The organism is Ralstonia sp. RL (assembly GCF_001683835.1).
Lineage (GTDB): Bacteria > Pseudomonadota > Gammaproteobacteria > Burkholderiales > Burkholderiaceae > Ralstonia > Ralstonia mannitolilytica.
This window is the reverse complement of record NZ_LWRX01000115.1, coordinates 99,386-114,584: the sequence shown is the minus strand read 5'-3', so window position 1 is coordinate 114,584 and position 15,199 is coordinate 99,386. Positions and strand designations below refer to the sequence as shown.

Sequence of the window (15,199 nt, the reverse complement as noted above, 5' to 3'; positions counted from 1 at the left end):
AAAACGTTGTTTCTTGGGAGTTTAGCTTGGCTAAGCAGTAATGGCGGAGAGGGTGGGATTCGAACCCACGGTACCGTCGCCGGTACGCCTGATTTCGAGTCAGGTACATTCGACCACTCTGCCACCTCTCCGGTAACTGGGTCGCTGAATCGCGAAACCGCGACTATAGCAGATTTCTTCCGCCGAAATCAACAGGCTGACACAACAGCGTCAACCCGCCGGTTTCAGGACCTCCTGGCCGCCCAGGTACGGGCGCAGCGCCGCCGGCACGGTGACCGAGCCGTCCGCGTTCTGGTAGTTCTCCAGCACGGCCACCAGCGTGCGGCCCACGGCGAGGCCCGAGCCGTTGAGCGTGTGCACCAGCTCTGGCTTGCCCTGCGCGTTGCGGAAGCGGGCCTGCATGCGGCGCGCCTGGAAGTCGCCCATGTTGGAGCACGAGCTGATCTCGCGATACGTGTTCTGCGCGGGGATCCACACTTCGATGTCGTACGTCTTGGTGCTGCCGAAGCCCATGTCGCCGGTGCACAGCACGACGGTGCGGAACGGCAGTTCGAGCTTGCGCAGGATGTTCTCGGCGGCGTTCGTCATGGCTTCAAGCGCATCGAACGACGTGTCGGGCTGCACGATCTGCACCATCTCGACCTTGTCGAACTGGTGCTGGCGGATCATGCCGCGCGTGTCCTTGCCGTACGAACCCGCCTCGGAGCGGAAGCACGGCGAATGCGCAGCGAACTTCATCGGCAGCGCATCCGCGGGGACGATCTCGTCGCGCACGAGGTTGGTGAGCGGCACCTCGGCCGTCGGGATCAGGTAGAAATTCTCGACGTGCTCGCCGGCTTCGCCGTCCGCGCCCTGCCCCATCTTGCGCGGCACGCGGAACAGGTCTTCCTCGAACTTCGGCAGCTGGCCCGTGCCGCGCATCGACGCGGCGTTGACGATGTAGGGCACGTATGCCTCGGTATAGCCGTGCTCCTGCGTGTGCGTGTCGAGCATGAACTGCGCGAGCGCACGGTGCAGGCGCGCAACCTGCCCCGTGAGCACCGTGAAACGCGCACCCGACAGCTTGGCGCCGGCGTCGAAATCAAGCCCCAGCCCGGCGCCCAGATCCACGTGATCCTTGACCGGAAAGTCGAACGTGCGCGGGGTGCCTTCACGGCGCACTTCCACGTTCTGCGTTTCGTCCTTGCCGACCGGAACGCTCTCGTGCGGCACGTTCGGGATCGACAGCATCAGGTCCTGCAGCTTGGCCTGCACCACGTCGAGCTGCGAAGCCGAGGCCTTGAGTTCGTCGCCGATGCCCGACACTTCCGCCATCACCGCCGAGGCGTCCTCGCCCTTGCCCTTGAGCATGCCGATCTGCTTGGAGAGGCTGTTGCGGCGGGCCTGCAGCTCTTCCGTGCGGGTCTGGATGGCCTTGCGCTCCGCTTCGAGCGCGGCAAAGCCGGCCACGTCGAGCACATAGCCGCGGTCTTTGAGGCGCGCAGCAACGGCGTCGATGTCTTTGCGCAGCAGTTGGATATCAAGCATGGTGGGGAGAGGAAACCGAGGATTGCGAACGATCGGAATGACCGAAAAGGCCGATTTTATCGCACCGGCCTGCCGCCTTTATTTGCTGCGGGACGATTTGTCCTGTTCGGCGTGCCACTGCGCATCCAGCTCGCGCAGGTGGCGCAGCTTGTCGCCGATCTTGCCTTCGAGGCCGCGTGGCGTCGGGACGTACCAGTTCTGCGCGGGCAGATCGTCGGGAAAGTACGTTTCGCCGGCAGCATAGGCTTCGGGCTCGTCGTGGGCGTAGCGATAGGCGTGGCCGTAGCCGAGCTCCTTCATCAACTTGGTCGGCGCATTGCGCAGATGCACGGGCACCGCGCGCGACTTGTCCTGACTGACGAACGCGCGGGCCGCGTTGTAGGCGTTGTAGCCCGCATTGGACTTGGGCGCGACGGCCAGGTAGATCAGCGCCTGCGCGAGCGCCAGTTCGCCTTCGGGCGAGCCGAGCCGCTCGTAGGTTTCCGCCGCATCGAGGGTGATGCGCGCGGCGCGGGGGTCGGCCAAGCCGATGTCTTCCCAGGCCATGCGCACGATGCGGCGCGCGAGGTAGCGCGGATCGGCGCCGCCGTCGAGCATGCGGCAGAACCAGTACAGCGCCGCATCCGGATCGGAGCCGCGCACGGACTTGTGCAGCGCGCTGATCTGGTCGTAGAACGCGTCGCCGCCCTTGTCGAAGCGGCGTAAGTTTTCGGACAGCGCCGAAGCCAGCAACGCCTCGTCGATGACCGGCACTTGGTTTCCGGCCCCCGCGCCCTCGGCCTGCGAGCGCGCGGCGCGCGTGACGATCTCGATGTTGTTGAGCAGTTTGCGGCCATCGCCATCGGCGGAAGCCACGATGGCATCGAGCGCGGCGGGTGTCCACTCAAGGCTGCCCAGCGCCAGGCGCGCGCGCTCGGCCAGCTGCTTGAGCTCGTCGTCCGACAGGCTCTTGAGCACGTAGACAGCCGCACGCGAGAGCAACGCCCCGTTCACCTCGAAGGAGGGGTTCTCGGTCGTCGCGCCGATGAAGGTGAACAGGCCGCTTTCCACGTGCGGCAGGAAGGCGTCCTGCTGGCTCTTGTTGAAGCGGTGGACTTCATCGACGAACACCAGCGTCCGGCGCCCGTTGGCGCGGAACTGCTCGGCGCGTTCCACCGCCTCGCGGATGTCCTTCACGCCAGACAGCACGGCCGACAGCGCGATGAACTCGGCATCGAACGCATCGGCCATCAGCCGCGCCAGCGTGGTCTTGCCGACGCCGGGCGGGCCCCAGAGGATCATCGAATGCGGCTCCCCGCAGGCAAACGCCACGCGCAGCGGCTTGCCCGGCCCCAGCAGGTGCTGCTGACCGATCACATCGTCGGCGGAATGGGGGCGGAGGCGCTCGGCCAGCGGCATGTGGGCGGGCGCGTCTGGGAAGAGAGATGCGGAAGCGTTCATGCGGAGATTGTCGCAGAATCCGCTCGCCGGCCGCTTCGCACGGCCGTGTCAGGTGGCGCGTGCGTTCAGGGCCCGCTCCTCGGCGATGGGCCCCCCTTTGCCGATCCAGAGCACGCACGTCAGCGACAGCGCCGCAAAACCGGCATAGAAGATCGCCATCGGCCACCACAACGGAAAGAAGCGATCGGCCAGCACCGTGGCAAGCAGCGGTGTCAGGCCACCCGCAAAGGCGCCGCACACCTGATACGACAACGAGATCGCCGTGTAGCGGATGCGCGCCGCAAACATGCCGCTGACAAAGCCCGCGATGATCGCGTAGTAGCCGGACTCGGCCAGCGTGGCGATGGCCACTCCTGCAAACACGGTATGCGCCTCGCCCATGCGGACCAGCGGGAGCATGATGAACGGCACGACCACCGCGAAGGCCGCGAGGATGACCAGCATGCGGCGCGTTCCGAAACGGTCGGCCAGCGTGGCCACACCAAGCTGCACGAAGAACTGCAGCACGGCCACCCAGAACATGCAGTCGAGAATCATCGCGCGATCGAGCTGCAGGTACTGCGTGGCATACGAAATCATGAAGATATTGCTGAAGTACACGCCCGCGATGCCGTACACGTTGGCGCCGATGGCCAGCGCGATCAGCGGCCACGCCTTGAACGCCTCCGCCAGCGGCTGCTTCGCCACGTCGCCGGAGGCCTGCATCGCCTCGAATTCCGGCGATTCGTTGACCGACATGCGGATCACAAAGCCCACGGCCAGCAGCACCGCGCTCGCCAGGAAGGGCAGGCGCCAGCCCCACGCCATGAAGGCCTCCGGCTCGAGCCGGCTGACGGCGGAAAAGGCCAGCATCGACAGAATCAGGCCACCGGCGCTGCCAAGCTGCGCGAACGAAGCAAAGAAGGTACGCCGGCCTTTCGGCGCATGCTCGCCGGCCAACAGCACCGCGCCGCCCCACTCGCCACCCACGGCAATGCCTTGCAGCACACGCAACGCCACCAGCGCGACCGGCGCAATCCATCCGGCCTGCGCATAGGTGGGCAGACAACCGATCAGCACGGTGGCAACGGCCATGAGGGTGAGCGTGCCCATGAGCGCGCGTTTGCGGCCGAGCCTGTCGCCGATGCGGCCGAACAGCACGCCGCCGATGGGCCGGGCAAGAAATCCAATGGCGAACGACCCGAACGAAGCCAGCAGCCCCAGCAAGCGGTTCTCTCCCGGGAAGAACAGCGGCCCGAAGACAAGCGCCGCCGCCGTGGCGTAGCTGTAGAAGTCGTACCACTCGATGGTGGTGCCGATGAACGATGCCATCGCCGCACGGCGTGGCTGGGCGATCGACTGCGCTGCTTGCATGGGGTCTCCTCTCTGTTCTTATGGGTGTCGCGTCAGGCGCGGTATTCGACGCCGGGCAGCACGCACAGCATCTCGAACGCGAGGTTGGCGCCGAGCAACGCCGTCGTCCCGAACGGGTCGTATGGGGGGGACACCTCGACCAGATCCGCGCCGACGATGTCGAGACCGCGTGCGCCGCGCACGATCTCCAGCGCCTGCGGCACGGTCAGGCCGCCAATCTCCGGCGTACCTGTGCCCGGCGCATAGGCCGGGTCGATCCCGTCGATGTCGAAGCTGATGTAGACCGGGCCGCCCTGCACGCGAGCGCGCACCTCCTCCATGAGCGGCGCGAGCGATCGGTGCCAGCATTCCTCGGCGGTCACCACGCGAAAGCCCTGTTCACGACACCAGTCGAAATCCTCGGCCGCGTAGCCGGTGCCGCGCAGGCCGATCTGCACGACGCGGTTGCAATCGAGCAAGCCCTCCTCCACCGCGCGGCGAAATGGCGTGCCGTGCGCGATCTTCTCGCCGAACATCGTGTCGTTGACGTCGGCATGCGCGTCCACGTGGATGAGGCCGATGCGGCCGTACTTGGCATGCATCGCGCGCAGGATAGGCAGCGTGACGGTGTGGTCGCCGCCCAGGCCGATCGGGCGGCAGCCGCCGGCGATGATCTCCCGGTATGCGGCCTCGATGCGCGCGATCGAGTCATGCAGGTTGTATGGGTTGGTCGGCACGTCGCCGATGTCGGCCGCGCGCAGCGAGTCGAACGGCGCAGCGCGTGTGGCCATGTTGTACGGCCGCAGGAGGACGGATTCCGCGCGGATCTGCCGGGGCCCGAGCCGTGCGCCGTTGCGATTGGACGTGCCCAGGTCGAACGGCACGCCGACAAAGCAGGCGTCCAGCCCGGCGGCAGACGTGGCGGCAGGCAGCCGCATCATGGTGGCAATGCCGCCAAAACGCGGCATGGCGTTGCCCGAAGCGGGCTGGAAGAGATCGGCGCGGTCGTTCATGGCAGTCGCATGGTCACATCGTCCCGAGACGATGTAAGGAGGGTCAATACGCTGCATTCTTGCCGATGGATTTCGCACGTAGAATGCGAAATCTCCGAATTAAACATCGATATAGATCGATGTATCGACCGTGCTGGGACAAGCTTCCGACCTTGATCTGCGACTGATCCGCGTATTTCTCGCCGTGGTCGACGCGGGCGGCATCACCCCTGCCCAGGCAACGCTGAACGTGGGGCAATCCACCATCAGCACGCAGCTGTCCACGCTGGAGACGCGACTCGGCTACCGGCTATGCGAGCGCGGCCGCAGTGGCTTCCGGCTCACCGCGCGCGGCGAACGCTTCGTCGATTCCGCCCGCAAGCTGCTGGGCGCACTCGACGTCTTCAGCGCGGAGGCGCGCAAGGTGGGCCGCACGCTGGTCGGCACGTTGAATCTCGGCTTGATCGGCCATGCGCCCGTCAACGCGAATGCGCGTATCAGCCAGGCCATCGAGCGCTTTCGGCAACGCGATGAATCCGTGCATTTCACGGTCTCGGTACGCCCGCCCGGGGAGCTGGAAGGACTGCTGCTCGACAACAAGATCCATATGGCGATCGGCTACTTCTGGCACCGCGTGCCGGCGCTGGACTACACGACGATCTTCCACGAGACGCAGCTTGCGTATGCGGGGCGCGGCCATCCGCTGTTCAAGAAGGCTGGGGACGTGACGCCCGCGCAGGCACTGGCGCACGCGTGGGCGTGGCGCAGCTATCCGCTGCCGGAAGCGGCGGGCTCGCCGGCCGAGCGGCCGGTGACTGCGGTGGCAGACAACATGGAAGCGGTGGCAATGCTGGTGCTGTCAGGCCGGCACCTGGGTTACCTGCCGGAGCACTTTGCGGCGCCCTATGTGGCGCAGGGCCTGCTGACGCCGTTGGCACCCGCTGCCATGCGCTACGAGGTGCCGTTCGACATGGTGGTGCGCCGCGATGCCCGGCGCAATGATCTGCTGGCCGCCTTCATTGCCGACATGAAAGCGGCCCACGCCTAAAAGACGCGCATGCCGTCAGTTCGACGCGCGCTGCACCAACCCCATAAACGCCTTGGCCGGAAGCGGCCCATGGCACGACTGCGTGCCGTTGGCCGCGCGCAGCAGCAGCCAGACGTTCTCGCTGGCTGGCGGCTGAATCACGAACGGCTGACGCGCCGAAGCCTCAGGCAGACGCGGATCAACCGGCGCCTGGATCGGCACGACCTGCCCGGCGTGGCCTTTCACCAATGCGCTGCACTCGGCGCTGGGCAGCTCAGTCGCATGCAGGAAATCCTTGTTGACCAAGGCCTCTGCCAGCACCGTGTCCGGCGCGGTGAGGAACGAATCGACATCAAAACGGGACGCACCCGTGGAGGCGCATCCCGCAAACACAACCGCCGCTGACGCCGCAACGGCAACAGCGGCGGCTCGGTGCAGCGACGTGGTGAACGGCAAAGGCATGGTCGGTCTCCTGGTCTAGGACAGCAACGGCGCCGGCCTCCACGCGTCATTGCTTGATGACGTCGGCCCCTTTGGGTGGCGTAAAGCGGAACACGTTGGCCGGCAGTTGCGGATTCTTCTGGATGTTCGAGAACGTCAGGAGGGTGGTGTTCCCGAAGGCGTCGCGCAGCTCCATCCCCTGCAGCTCGCCGCTGCGAAAACCGATGGCGATGCGCTCGAACTGGGTGTCCTTCGCCTTGGGCGTGAGCTCAACCCAGTCGATACCGTCCTTGGTGCCGCCCTCCTTGAGCGCGAAGTTCTTCGACAGGTCGTTGCTGCCGAACAGGATGGCGGCCGGGCTGGAACCCAGCGACGCATCGAGCTTGCGCTCCGTGACCTGGTTCAGGTCTTTGTCGAAGATGTAAAGCGTCTGGCCGTCGGCGGAGAGCTGCTGTTCATAGGGCTTCACATAGCGCCAGACGAAGCGGCCCGGGCGCGAGAAGACAAAGTCGCCGCTGGACGTGCCGGCCACACGCAGCGGGTTGCCGTTGGTGCCGCCCTTCACCTGGCGCTGCACGAACTCGCCGCGCGCGGTGGTGACGTTGCTCACGAAGGCGTTGAGCTGTTCGACGGCGCCTGCGTAGGCCCCGGCAGACCATGCCGCCAGCGAGACCAGCCCGGCGGCCATCAGGTGACGTGCTTTCAACACAAACATCGGAATCCCGGTAAGCAGTTGATGTGGTGGTTAGTCGTCGAGCGCGCCGGAACATTCCACTCGCGCGGTAACGCGATGTAACGGCAGCGTCATTCCTCTTCGACGACGTTGCCGTTGCGATTGGGCGCCAGGATTTCGCGGTTGCCGTTGCCCGACATGGCGGACACAAGCCCCGCCTTTTCCATGTCTTCGAGCAGGCGCGCGGCGCGGTTGTAGCCGATGCGCAGGTGACGCTGCACCAGCGAGATCGACGCGCGCCGGTTCTTGAGCACCACGTCGACCGCCTGGTCGTACAGCGGGTCGGCTTCGCCGCCACCGCCGCCTGCAATGCCTGCGCCGCCGCCGAACCCGTCGCCGCCGCCGTCGTCGGCCACACCGCCTTCGAGAATGCCCTCGATGTAGTTCGGCTCGCCCTGCGCCTTGAGGTTTTCCACCACGCGATGCACTTCGTCGTCCGACACGAACGCGCCGTGCACGCGCACCGGCAAGCCGGTGCCGGGCGCCAGGTACAGCATGTCGCCCATGCCGAGCAGCGCTTCGGCGCCCTGCTGGTCGAGAATCGTGCGCGAGTCGATCTTGCTGCTGACCTGGAACGCGATCCGCGTCGGCACGTTGGCCTTGATCAGGCCCGTGATCACGTCCACCGACGGACGCTGCGTCGCCAGCACGAGGTGGATGCCGGCCGCACGCGCCTTCTGCGCAATCCGCGCGATCAGCTCTTCGACCTTCTTGCCGACCACCATCATCAGGTCGGCCAGTTCGTCGATCACGATGACGATCATCGGCAGCTTGTCGAGCGGCTCCGGCGCGTCGGGCGTGAGGCTGAACGGGTTGGGAATCTTTTCTTCGCGCGCGGCGGCTTCTTCGATCTTCTTGTTGAAGCCGGCCAGGTTGCGCACGCCCATCTTGCTCATGAGCTTGTAGCGGCGCTCCATTTCGCCCACGGCCCAGTTGAGCGCGTGGCCGGCCTGGCGCATGTCCGTCACGACCGGGCACAGCAGGTGCGGAATGCCTTCGTAGATGCTCAGTTCCAGCATCTTCGGGTCGATCAGGATCAGGCGCACCGCGTCGGCCTTCGCCTTGTACAGCAGCGACAGGATCATCGCGTTGATGCCGACCGACTTGCCGGAACCCGTGGTGCCGGCCACCATGCAGTGCGGCATCTTTGCCAGGTCGGCCACCACCGGCTTGCCGGCGATGTCCTTGCCCAGCGCGAGCGTGAGCTGCGATGCGCTCTCGTTGTAGACCTGCGAACCGAGAATCTCCGACAGGCGCACGGCCTGGCGCTTGGGGTTCGGCAGCTCTAGGCCCATGTAGTTCTTGCCCGGAATCGTCTCGACTACGCGGATCGACACCAGCGACAGCGAACGCGCCAAGTCCTTCGCCAGGTTGACGATCTGGCTGCCCTTCACGCCCGTGGCGGGCTCGATTTCATAGCGCGTGATGACCGGGCCCGGATAGGCCGCCACCACCTGCACTTCCACGCCGAAATCCTTGAGCTTCTTCTCGATCAGGCGCGAGGTGAATTCCAGCGTCTCGGCGCTCACGGTTTCCACCACGGGCGGAACCGGATCAAGCAGCGCCAGCGGCGGCAGGTCGGAATCGTGAATGTCGACAAACAGCGGCTGCTGCTTCTCGCGCTCCACACGCTCGCTCTTGACCACGGCGGCCGGGCGCACGATCTGCACCGGCGGCGATTCTTCAATGCGCACGCGGCGGGTTTCGACCACCTCTTCGCGCTCGACCTTGGCGGCCTCGCCGATGGCCCGGTCCTGCTTGCTCTCGCGGCGCGTCTTGAAGCCGACGAACAGCATCTCGACGCCCGCGCCGATCTGCTCGGCGAGGTTCAGCCACGAAAAGTGGAAGAACAGCGACAGCCCCACCAGAAACGCAAACAGCAGCGCCAGTGTGCCGCCGGTAAAGCCGAGCGAATGCTGCATCGCCCCGCCGATCAGGTCGCCCAGCACGCCGCCAGGCGCACGCGGCAGCTTCATGTGCATGCTGTACATGCGGATGGCTTCCAGGCCCATGCTGGAGGCCAAAATCAGCGCAAAGCCGATCCACGTGACGCTGGCGTCAACGCGCGGCATGGCCGTGCGGGGCAGGCGCTCGTCCGACATCAGCTCGCGCCAGCCGCGCCACACCTTGCGCACCAGCAGCACCGCCCACCAGTAGGCCGACGCGCCAAAGACAAACAGCAGCAGATCGGCCAGCCACGCGCCCACGCGGCCGCCCAGGTTGCGGATCTGGTCGACCTGGCTGGCGTGGGTGAAGCCGGGATCGGCCCTGTTGTATGACAGGAGGATGATCAGGAAGGCGATGGTCACCGCCAGCAACAGGAACCAGCGGACCTCGCCCAGCAGCCGCCCGATGCGGGAGGGCAGTGCGGCGGGGTCGGTACGGGTCGTCGGAGTGGTGGAAGCTCGGGCCATGCGGGAGACGGATATGCCGCCCGGCAGGTGGGCCGCGCGGCTTGGGACTGCACGAATGCGATGGCAACGATTGTAACGCGGCCCTATCACCGCCATTGGAATTTACAACCGGGCGGACGAGGGGGGCCCACTTTATAATGGCGGCCATCACCCTCACCTAGCCTGCACGGCGGCCGCTTTACTTTCAACCTTCACCCCGTGCCGCGCACAAACCGAACGCATCATGGCAAAACACGCAAAAGTGCTGATTCTCGGCTCCGGCCCCGCCGGCTACACGGCCGCCATCTACGCCGCCCGGGCCAACCTGAACCCGGTGCTGATCACGGGCCTGGCCCAGGGTGGCCAGCTCATGACCACCACCGACGTTGAAAACTGGCCCGCCGACAAGGAGCACCTGCAAGGCCCCGAGCTGATGCAGCGCTTCCTGGAGCACGCCGAGCGTTTCAAGACCGAGGTGCTGTTCGACCACATCCACACTGCGCATCTGCATGAAAAGCCGATCCGCCTGATCGGCGATTCCGGCGAGTACACCTGCGACGCGCTGATCATCTCCACCGGCGCCTCGGCGCAGTACCTCGGCCTGCCGTCGGAAGAGAAGTTCGCGGGCCGCGGCGTGTCCGCATGCGCCACCTGCGACGGCTTCTTCTACAAGGGCCAGGAAGTGGCCGTGGTGGGCGGCGGCAACACCGCCGTGGAAGAAGCGCTGTACCTGTCGAACATCGCCAGCAAGGTCACGCTCATCCACCGCCGCGACAAGTTCCGCGCCGAGCCGATCCTGGTCGACCGCCTGCACGAGCAGGAGAAGAAAGGCAAGATCGAGCTCCGGACGAACATGGTGCTCGACGAGATCCTCGGCGACGAGTCCGGTGTCACTGGCGCCCGCCTCAAGGGCACCAACGAAAATGAAGGCAAGACCGAAGAGATCAAGGTGGCGGGCGTGTTCATCGCCATCGGCCACAAGCCGAACACCGACATCTTCAAGGGTCAGCTCGAGATGAACGACACGGGCTACATCCGCACGAAGAGCGGCCTGGACGGTATGGCCACGGCCACAAACATCCCTGGCGTGTTCGCCGCCGGCGACGTGCAGGACCACATCTACCGCCAGGCCATCACCAGCGCCGGCACGGGCTGCATGGCCGCGCTGGACGCGCAGCGCTACTTGGAGGGCCTGCAGAACTAAGCGGGCTGCGCCCCGTCCTGGCAGCGGCCGATGGGCGACCATCGGCCGCTTTGCCATGTGCGGCGCATTCGTATAATCCACGCACGGTCCACCTGATCTGCCCTTCGCCATGAAACGCGCCTCCACTCCCGCCAACAAGCTCGGGCTGACCGATCTTGCCAAGCTGCGCGAGCAGCTCAAGCACGAGACCGAGGCCCGTGAAGCCGAACGCCAGCGCGCCGAAGCGGCGGCACGCCAGGCGGCCGAAGAGGCCAACATCTTCCGCGCCAGCATCGGCGAGGTCAGTGCGCTGCGCCAGAACAGGCGCGTGGAGCATCCGCGCAATCCTCCGGCCCCCGACCCGGTGCACTCGCGCGCCGAAGACAAGCGCGTGCTCGATGCCTCCCTGTCGGACGAATTCGACGTGGACAACCTGCTCGACACCGACGACACGCTGTCGTACCGCCGCCCCGGCATCGGCGCCGACGTACTGAAGAAACTGCGCCGCGGCGAGTGGGCCACGCAAGACCAGATCGACCTGCATGGCCTGCGCCGCGATGAAGCCCGCGAGGCGCTGGCGGCGTTCCTGCGCCGGGCGGTGCAGCGCGGCATCCGCTGCGTGCGCGTGATCCACGGCAAGGGCCTTGGCTCGCCCGACCGGACGCCCGTGCTCAAGGGCAAGGTGCGTTCCTGGCTGGTGCAGAAGGAAGAAGTAATCGCCTTCGTCGAGCCGCGCAACACGGCCGGCGGCGCCGGCGCGGTGCTGGTGCTGCTGCGCCAGCCGCACGGCTCCTGAAGCAGCACCCAGTCGATACAACAAGAACAGCACGCCCATGCACTCGCGCCTGGAACTCGTCATGCACTGGATGGAGATCCTCGCGGTCTTCTCGTTTGCCATCTCGGGGCTGGCCGAGGCGAAGCGGCGACGGCTCGATGCCGTGGGCGCGTTCATCGTGGCGTTCCTCACCGCGTTTGGCGGCGGCACGCTACGCGATCTGCTGCTCGATCGCCGGCCCTTCTACTGGGTGGAACACGAGCACTACCTGCTGGCGCTGTTCGTGATGAGCCTGTTCGCCAACTGGGTGATCCGGCTGGTAAGCCAATTGGTCTCGGACCGCCTGCTGATCGTGACCGATGCCATCGGCCTCGGGCTCTTTGGCGTGCTTGGCACGCAGCTGGCGCTGGATGCGGGCGTGCCGGTCTTCGTCTCGGTGATGATGGGCGTCATCACGGCGGCCTTTGGCGGCCTGCTGCGCGATGTGGTCTGCAATGAAGTGCCCATGCTGCTGCGGGACAACCACCCGTACGCGACGTGCGCATTTCTCGGGTGCTTCCTCTACGTCGGGCTGACGCATACGGACTTGCTGCCGAGCGTATCCGTGGTGATCGCCACGCTGGCGATCGTGATCGGGCGGCTGGTGGCGCTGCGCTGGAACATCACCCTGCCGCGCTGATCGACACCGGCCGGCGTTGGCACGCCGGCCAAGAACCGCTTACACGGCGGCTTCGTCCTTCTCGCCGGTGCGGATGCGGATCACCTGCTCCACCGGCATCACGAAAATCTTGCCGTCGCCGATCTTGCCCGTCTTGGCAGCCTTGACGATGGTATCGATCACGTTCTCGACCTGGCTGTCGGCCACCACCACCTCGATCTTGATCTTCGGCAGGAAGTCGACCACGTATTCGGCGCCGCGATACAGCTCGGTGTGGCCCTTCTGCCGGCCGAAACCCTTGACTTCGGTGACGGTCAGCCCGGTCACCCCCACGTCGGCGAGCGACTCGCGCACTTCGTCCAGTTTGAAGGGCTTGATGATGGCGGTGATCTGTTTCATGGGGTGTCTCGCAAACTAGTTGGTGAGGTATTCAAGCGTCCAATAATACTGGAGGCGGGTGACGCGCACATCCCTGCCGATGCCGGCCACCGTCTGCAGCAGCACGGGGTCGTCGGGAAAGTTCTTCAGCACATCGTGCTCGGTGCCGTCCTGCAGGGGGCGACGCTGCCACGTGTTGCCATGTTCGTCGCGGTAGGCGATGGGCGTGCTGGAGCCGGCCACATACTGGTTGTCGAACCAGAGCACGCGTACGCCTGGCCCGACGACGCGGTGCAACCCTTCGACGTGTGCACGCAAACGCTGCAGCGGCACATGCGACCACCAGCATCCTGCGGTCATCACATCAAACGCACCGGGCACGAACGGCAGCGCATCGTTGTCCGCACGCACGAAGGACGCCCCGGCGATGCGCTTGTCGCGCGCGATACGCAGCACGGTGTCGTTGTAGTCGGCGCCGACGATGCTGCGCGCGTCCGCCATGGCCTCGGTCCAGAAGCCGGTGCCGCACGCCAGGTCCAGCACCCGTGCACCACGCGTGATGTCGCGCACGCGCGCCTTCAGCCACGCCAGATCGCCCTGCCGCTCCGGCTTCGCATAGATGCCTTCGTATTCGGGGGCGCGCCTGGCGTAGTAGTCGAGCATGGCGTCGGCCTATTCCTTGAAGCGCGAGGTGATCGGATACCGCCAATCCCGCCCGAACGCCCGCTGCGTGACGCGGATGCCCACCGGGGCCTGACGGCGCTTGTACTCGTTGATCTTGATGAGACGCACGATCTTCTGCACGTCGGCCGCGGCAAAGCCGGCCGCGATGATGTCGGCCACCGGCTGGTTCTGCTCCATGTAACGCTGCACGATGGCATCGAGCGCATCGTATTCGGGCAGGCTGTCCTGGTCGGTCTGGTTTTCACGCAGCTCGGCTGACGGCGCGCGCGTGAGGATGCGCTCGGGAATCACGTCCGACAGCGTATTGCGGTAGCGGCACAGCCGGTAGACCAGCGTCTTGAAGATGTCCTTGATGACCGCAAAGCCGCCGGCCATGTCGCCGTACAGCGTGCAGTAGCCGACCGCCATCTCGCTTTTATTGCCGGTGGTCAGCACGATGCGGCCGGACTTGTTGGACAGCGCCATCAGCAGCGTGCCTCGAATGCGCGCCTGGATGTTCTCTTCCGTGGCGTCTTCCGGGAGGTCGCGGAATTCCTCCGCCAGCGCACCCTTGAACGCGTCGAACATCGGCGCGATGGGGATTTCGTCGTATTGCACGCCGAGGCGGGCGGCCATGTCGCGCGCATCGAGCCAGGAGATGTCGGCCGTGTAGCGCGACGGCATCATGACGGCGCGCACGCGGTCGGCGCCCAGCGCATCGACGGCAATCGCCAGCACGAGGGCGGAGTCGACCCCGCCAGAAAGACCAATGATCGCGCCCGGAAAACCGTTCTTGCCGAGGTAATCGCGCACGCCGAGCTTGAGTGCTTCGTACACCTGCGCTTCCAGCGGCGCCTCGGGCACGATCGTGCCGGGCAGCGCCTTGCCGCCGTCGAACTGCGCATAGCCGAGGCCTTCGACAAACTGGCCCATCTGCACGACCACCTTGCCGTCGGCATCGAGCACGAAGGAGCCGCCGTCGAACACGAGCTCGTCCTGCCCGCCGACGAGGTTCGCATACACATGCGGCAAGCTCGATTCCTTCACGCGCGCGCCGATGATCTGCTCGCGCAGGTCTTCCTTGTCGAGGTGATACGGCGACGCGTTCGGGATCAGCACCACCTGCGCGCCAGCGGCCTTGGCGTAGGCCGTGGCCGTGGGGTACCACGCGTCTTCGCAGATGATGACGCCGAACCGCGTGCCATCCACCTCGAACACGAAGGGCTCGGTGCCGGGCTGGAAGTAGCGCTTTTCGTCAAAGACCTCGCTATTGGGCAGATCGAGCTTGTGGTAGCGGCCGACCACGCGGCCATCGGCGGCCACGGTGCAGGCGTTGGTGGGCTTGGGCAGCACGCCCGGCGCCGGGGGCTCCAGCGAGATCTGCGGATGCCCGATCAGCACGTGCAGGCCTGCAAACGCCGCCAACTCTGCGATCAGCGCGTCCAGCGCACGCGCGCTGGCGTCGATGAACGCCGGGCGCAACAGCAGGTCTTCGGGCGGATAGCCGGTGAGCGAAAGTTCCGGCGTAACCAGAATGCGCGCACCGGCCTGGTGCGCCTCACGTGCGGCGGCAACGATGCGGGCGGCATTGCCGGCGAAATCGCCGACGGTGCAGTTGATCTGTGCAAGAGCGACTGTGACGGTCATGGGGGTATGT

14 protein-coding genes and 1 tRNA gene are annotated in these 15,199 nt (G+C 66.0%); 4 read left to right on the top strand and 11 right to left on the bottom strand.

Annotated elements, in window-relative coordinates; translation table 11 throughout:
- Positions 1-41: 41 nt before the first annotated feature.
- From A6M56_RS10790 to speB, 5 genes are all read right to left on the bottom strand, one after another.
- A tRNA-Ser gene (locus tag A6M56_RS10790) sits at positions 42-131 on the bottom strand.
- Positions 132-210: 79 nt separating this feature from the next.
- Entirely contained in the window at positions 211-1,527 is a 1,317-nt protein-coding gene (gene serS, locus A6M56_RS10785) for a serine--tRNA ligase (RefSeq protein WP_045787406.1), read from the bottom strand.
- A 78-nt stretch (positions 1,528-1,605) separates the two neighbouring features.
- Positions 1,606-2,925, bottom strand: coding sequence for a replication-associated recombination protein A (locus A6M56_RS10780; RefSeq protein WP_102080022.1), 1,320 nt, complete (start codon positions 2,923-2,925; stop codon positions 1,606-1,608).
- 90 nt (positions 2,926-3,015) lie between these two features.
- Complete coding sequence (locus A6M56_RS10775) at positions 3,016-4,320, bottom strand: MFS transporter (protein WP_102080023.1); 1,305 nt, start codon at positions 4,318-4,320, stop codon at positions 3,016-3,018.
- Between the two features lie 32 nt (positions 4,321-4,352).
- Positions 4,353-5,312: an agmatinase gene (gene speB, locus A6M56_RS10770; RefSeq protein ID WP_102080024.1), complete on the bottom strand. Its 960-nt coding sequence runs from the start codon at positions 5,310-5,312 to the stop codon at positions 4,353-4,355.
- 130 nt (positions 5,313-5,442) lie between these two features.
- Between speB and A6M56_RS10765 the strand changes: the two genes are divergently transcribed.
- Positions 5,443-6,339, top strand: coding sequence for a LysR family transcriptional regulator (locus A6M56_RS10765; RefSeq protein ID WP_045787410.1), 897 nt, complete (start codon positions 5,443-5,445; stop codon positions 6,337-6,339).
- A gap of 15 nt (positions 6,340-6,354) precedes the next feature.
- Here A6M56_RS10765 and A6M56_RS10760 read toward each other — a convergent pair whose 3' ends face one another.
- The 3 genes from A6M56_RS10760 to A6M56_RS10750 all read right to left on the bottom strand — a co-directional run bounded on the left by A6M56_RS10760 (position 6,355) and on the right by A6M56_RS10750 (position 9,906).
- The gene (locus A6M56_RS10760; RefSeq protein ID WP_102080025.1) at positions 6,355-6,780 is read right to left on the bottom strand and encodes a hypothetical protein; all 426 of its coding nucleotides are present in this window, start codon (positions 6,778-6,780) and stop codon (positions 6,355-6,357) included.
- Positions 6,781-6,826: 46 nt separating this feature from the next.
- Entirely contained in the window at positions 6,827-7,474 is a 648-nt protein-coding gene (lolA, locus tag A6M56_RS10755; RefSeq protein ID WP_045787412.1) for an outer membrane lipoprotein chaperone LolA, read from the bottom strand.
- Positions 7,475-7,563: 89 nt separating this feature from the next.
- Positions 7,564-9,906, bottom strand: coding sequence for a DNA translocase FtsK (locus tag A6M56_RS10750; RefSeq protein ID WP_045787413.1), 2,343 nt, complete (start codon positions 9,904-9,906; stop codon positions 7,564-7,566).
- 223 nt (positions 9,907-10,129) lie between these two features.
- On the opposite strand from A6M56_RS10750, the gene trxB reads away from it, so the two are divergent.
- The 3 genes from trxB (at position 10,130) to A6M56_RS10735 (ending at position 12,522) form a co-directional block, all read left to right on the top strand.
- On the top strand, positions 10,130-11,089 hold the full coding sequence (gene trxB, locus A6M56_RS10745; protein ID WP_045787414.1) for a thioredoxin-disulfide reductase: 960 nt from the start codon (positions 10,130-10,132) through the stop codon (positions 11,087-11,089).
- Between the two features lie 109 nt (positions 11,090-11,198).
- On the top strand, positions 11,199-11,864 hold the full coding sequence (locus tag A6M56_RS10740; RefSeq protein WP_045787415.1) for a Smr/MutS family protein: 666 nt from the start codon (positions 11,199-11,201) through the stop codon (positions 11,862-11,864).
- Between the two features lie 37 nt (positions 11,865-11,901).
- Positions 11,902-12,522, top strand: a complete 621-nt coding sequence (locus tag A6M56_RS10735) for a trimeric intracellular cation channel family protein (RefSeq protein WP_045787416.1) — start codon at positions 11,902-11,904, stop codon at positions 12,520-12,522.
- Positions 12,523-12,561: 39 nt separating this feature from the next.
- Here the strand turns inward: A6M56_RS10735 and glnK are convergent, their stop codons facing one another.
- The 3 genes from glnK to A6M56_RS10720 are packed head-to-tail and all read right to left on the bottom strand — an operon-like array spanning position 12,562 to position 15,189.
- Positions 12,562-12,900: a P-II family nitrogen regulator gene (glnK, locus tag A6M56_RS10730; RefSeq protein WP_045787417.1), complete on the bottom strand. Its 339-nt coding sequence runs from the start codon at positions 12,898-12,900 to the stop codon at positions 12,562-12,564.
- 15 nt (positions 12,901-12,915) lie between these two features.
- Positions 12,916-13,542, bottom strand: coding sequence for a class I SAM-dependent methyltransferase (locus A6M56_RS10725; RefSeq protein ID WP_045787418.1), 627 nt, complete (start codon positions 13,540-13,542; stop codon positions 12,916-12,918).
- A gap of 9 nt (positions 13,543-13,551) precedes the next feature.
- The gene (locus tag A6M56_RS10720) at positions 13,552-15,189 is read right to left on the bottom strand and encodes an NAD+ synthase (protein WP_045787419.1); all 1,638 of its coding nucleotides are present in this window, start codon (positions 15,187-15,189) and stop codon (positions 13,552-13,554) included.
- Positions 15,190-15,199 lie beyond the last annotated feature (10 nt).

What these genes read in the sequence shown, in the direction of transcription:
- A6M56_RS10735 (WP_045787416.1), top strand. Translation starts at nt 11,902, where the DNA reads ATGCACTCGCGCCTGGAACTCGTCATGCACTGGATGGAGATCCTCGCG.
- A6M56_RS10720 (WP_045787419.1), bottom strand. Translation starts at nt 15,189, where the DNA reads ATGACCGTCACAGTCGCTCTTGCACAGATCAACTGCACCGTCGGCGAT.
- speB (WP_102080024.1), bottom strand. Translation starts at nt 5,312, where the DNA reads ATGAACGACCGCGCCGATCTCTTCCAGCCCGCTTCGGGCAACGCCATG.
- A6M56_RS10740 (WP_045787415.1), top strand. Translation starts at nt 11,199, where the DNA reads ATGAAACGCGCCTCCACTCCCGCCAACAAGCTCGGGCTGACCGATCTT.
- lolA (WP_045787412.1), bottom strand. Translation starts at nt 7,474, where the DNA reads ATGTTTGTGTTGAAAGCACGTCACCTGATGGCCGCCGGGCTGGTCTCG.
- trxB (WP_045787414.1), top strand. Translation starts at nt 10,130, where the DNA reads ATGGCAAAACACGCAAAAGTGCTGATTCTCGGCTCCGGCCCCGCCGGC.
- A6M56_RS10780 (WP_102080022.1), bottom strand. Translation starts at nt 2,925, where the DNA reads ATGCCGCTGGCCGAGCGCCTCCGCCCCCATTCCGCCGACGATGTGATC.
- A6M56_RS10750 (WP_045787413.1), bottom strand. Translation starts at nt 9,906, where the DNA reads ATGGCCCGAGCTTCCACCACTCCGACGACCCGTACCGACCCCGCCGCA.
- A6M56_RS10725 (WP_045787418.1), bottom strand. Translation starts at nt 13,542, where the DNA reads ATGCTCGACTACTACGCCAGGCGCGCCCCCGAATACGAAGGCATCTAT.
- glnK (WP_045787417.1), bottom strand. Translation starts at nt 12,900, where the DNA reads ATGAAACAGATCACCGCCATCATCAAGCCCTTCAAACTGGACGAAGTG.
- A6M56_RS10760 (WP_102080025.1), bottom strand. Translation starts at nt 6,780, where the DNA reads ATGCCTTTGCCGTTCACCACGTCGCTGCACCGAGCCGCCGCTGTTGCC.
- serS (WP_045787406.1), bottom strand. Translation starts at nt 1,527, where the DNA reads ATGCTTGATATCCAACTGCTGCGCAAAGACATCGACGCCGTTGCTGCG.
- A6M56_RS10775 (WP_102080023.1), bottom strand. Translation starts at nt 4,320, where the DNA reads ATGCAAGCAGCGCAGTCGATCGCCCAGCCACGCCGTGCGGCGATGGCA.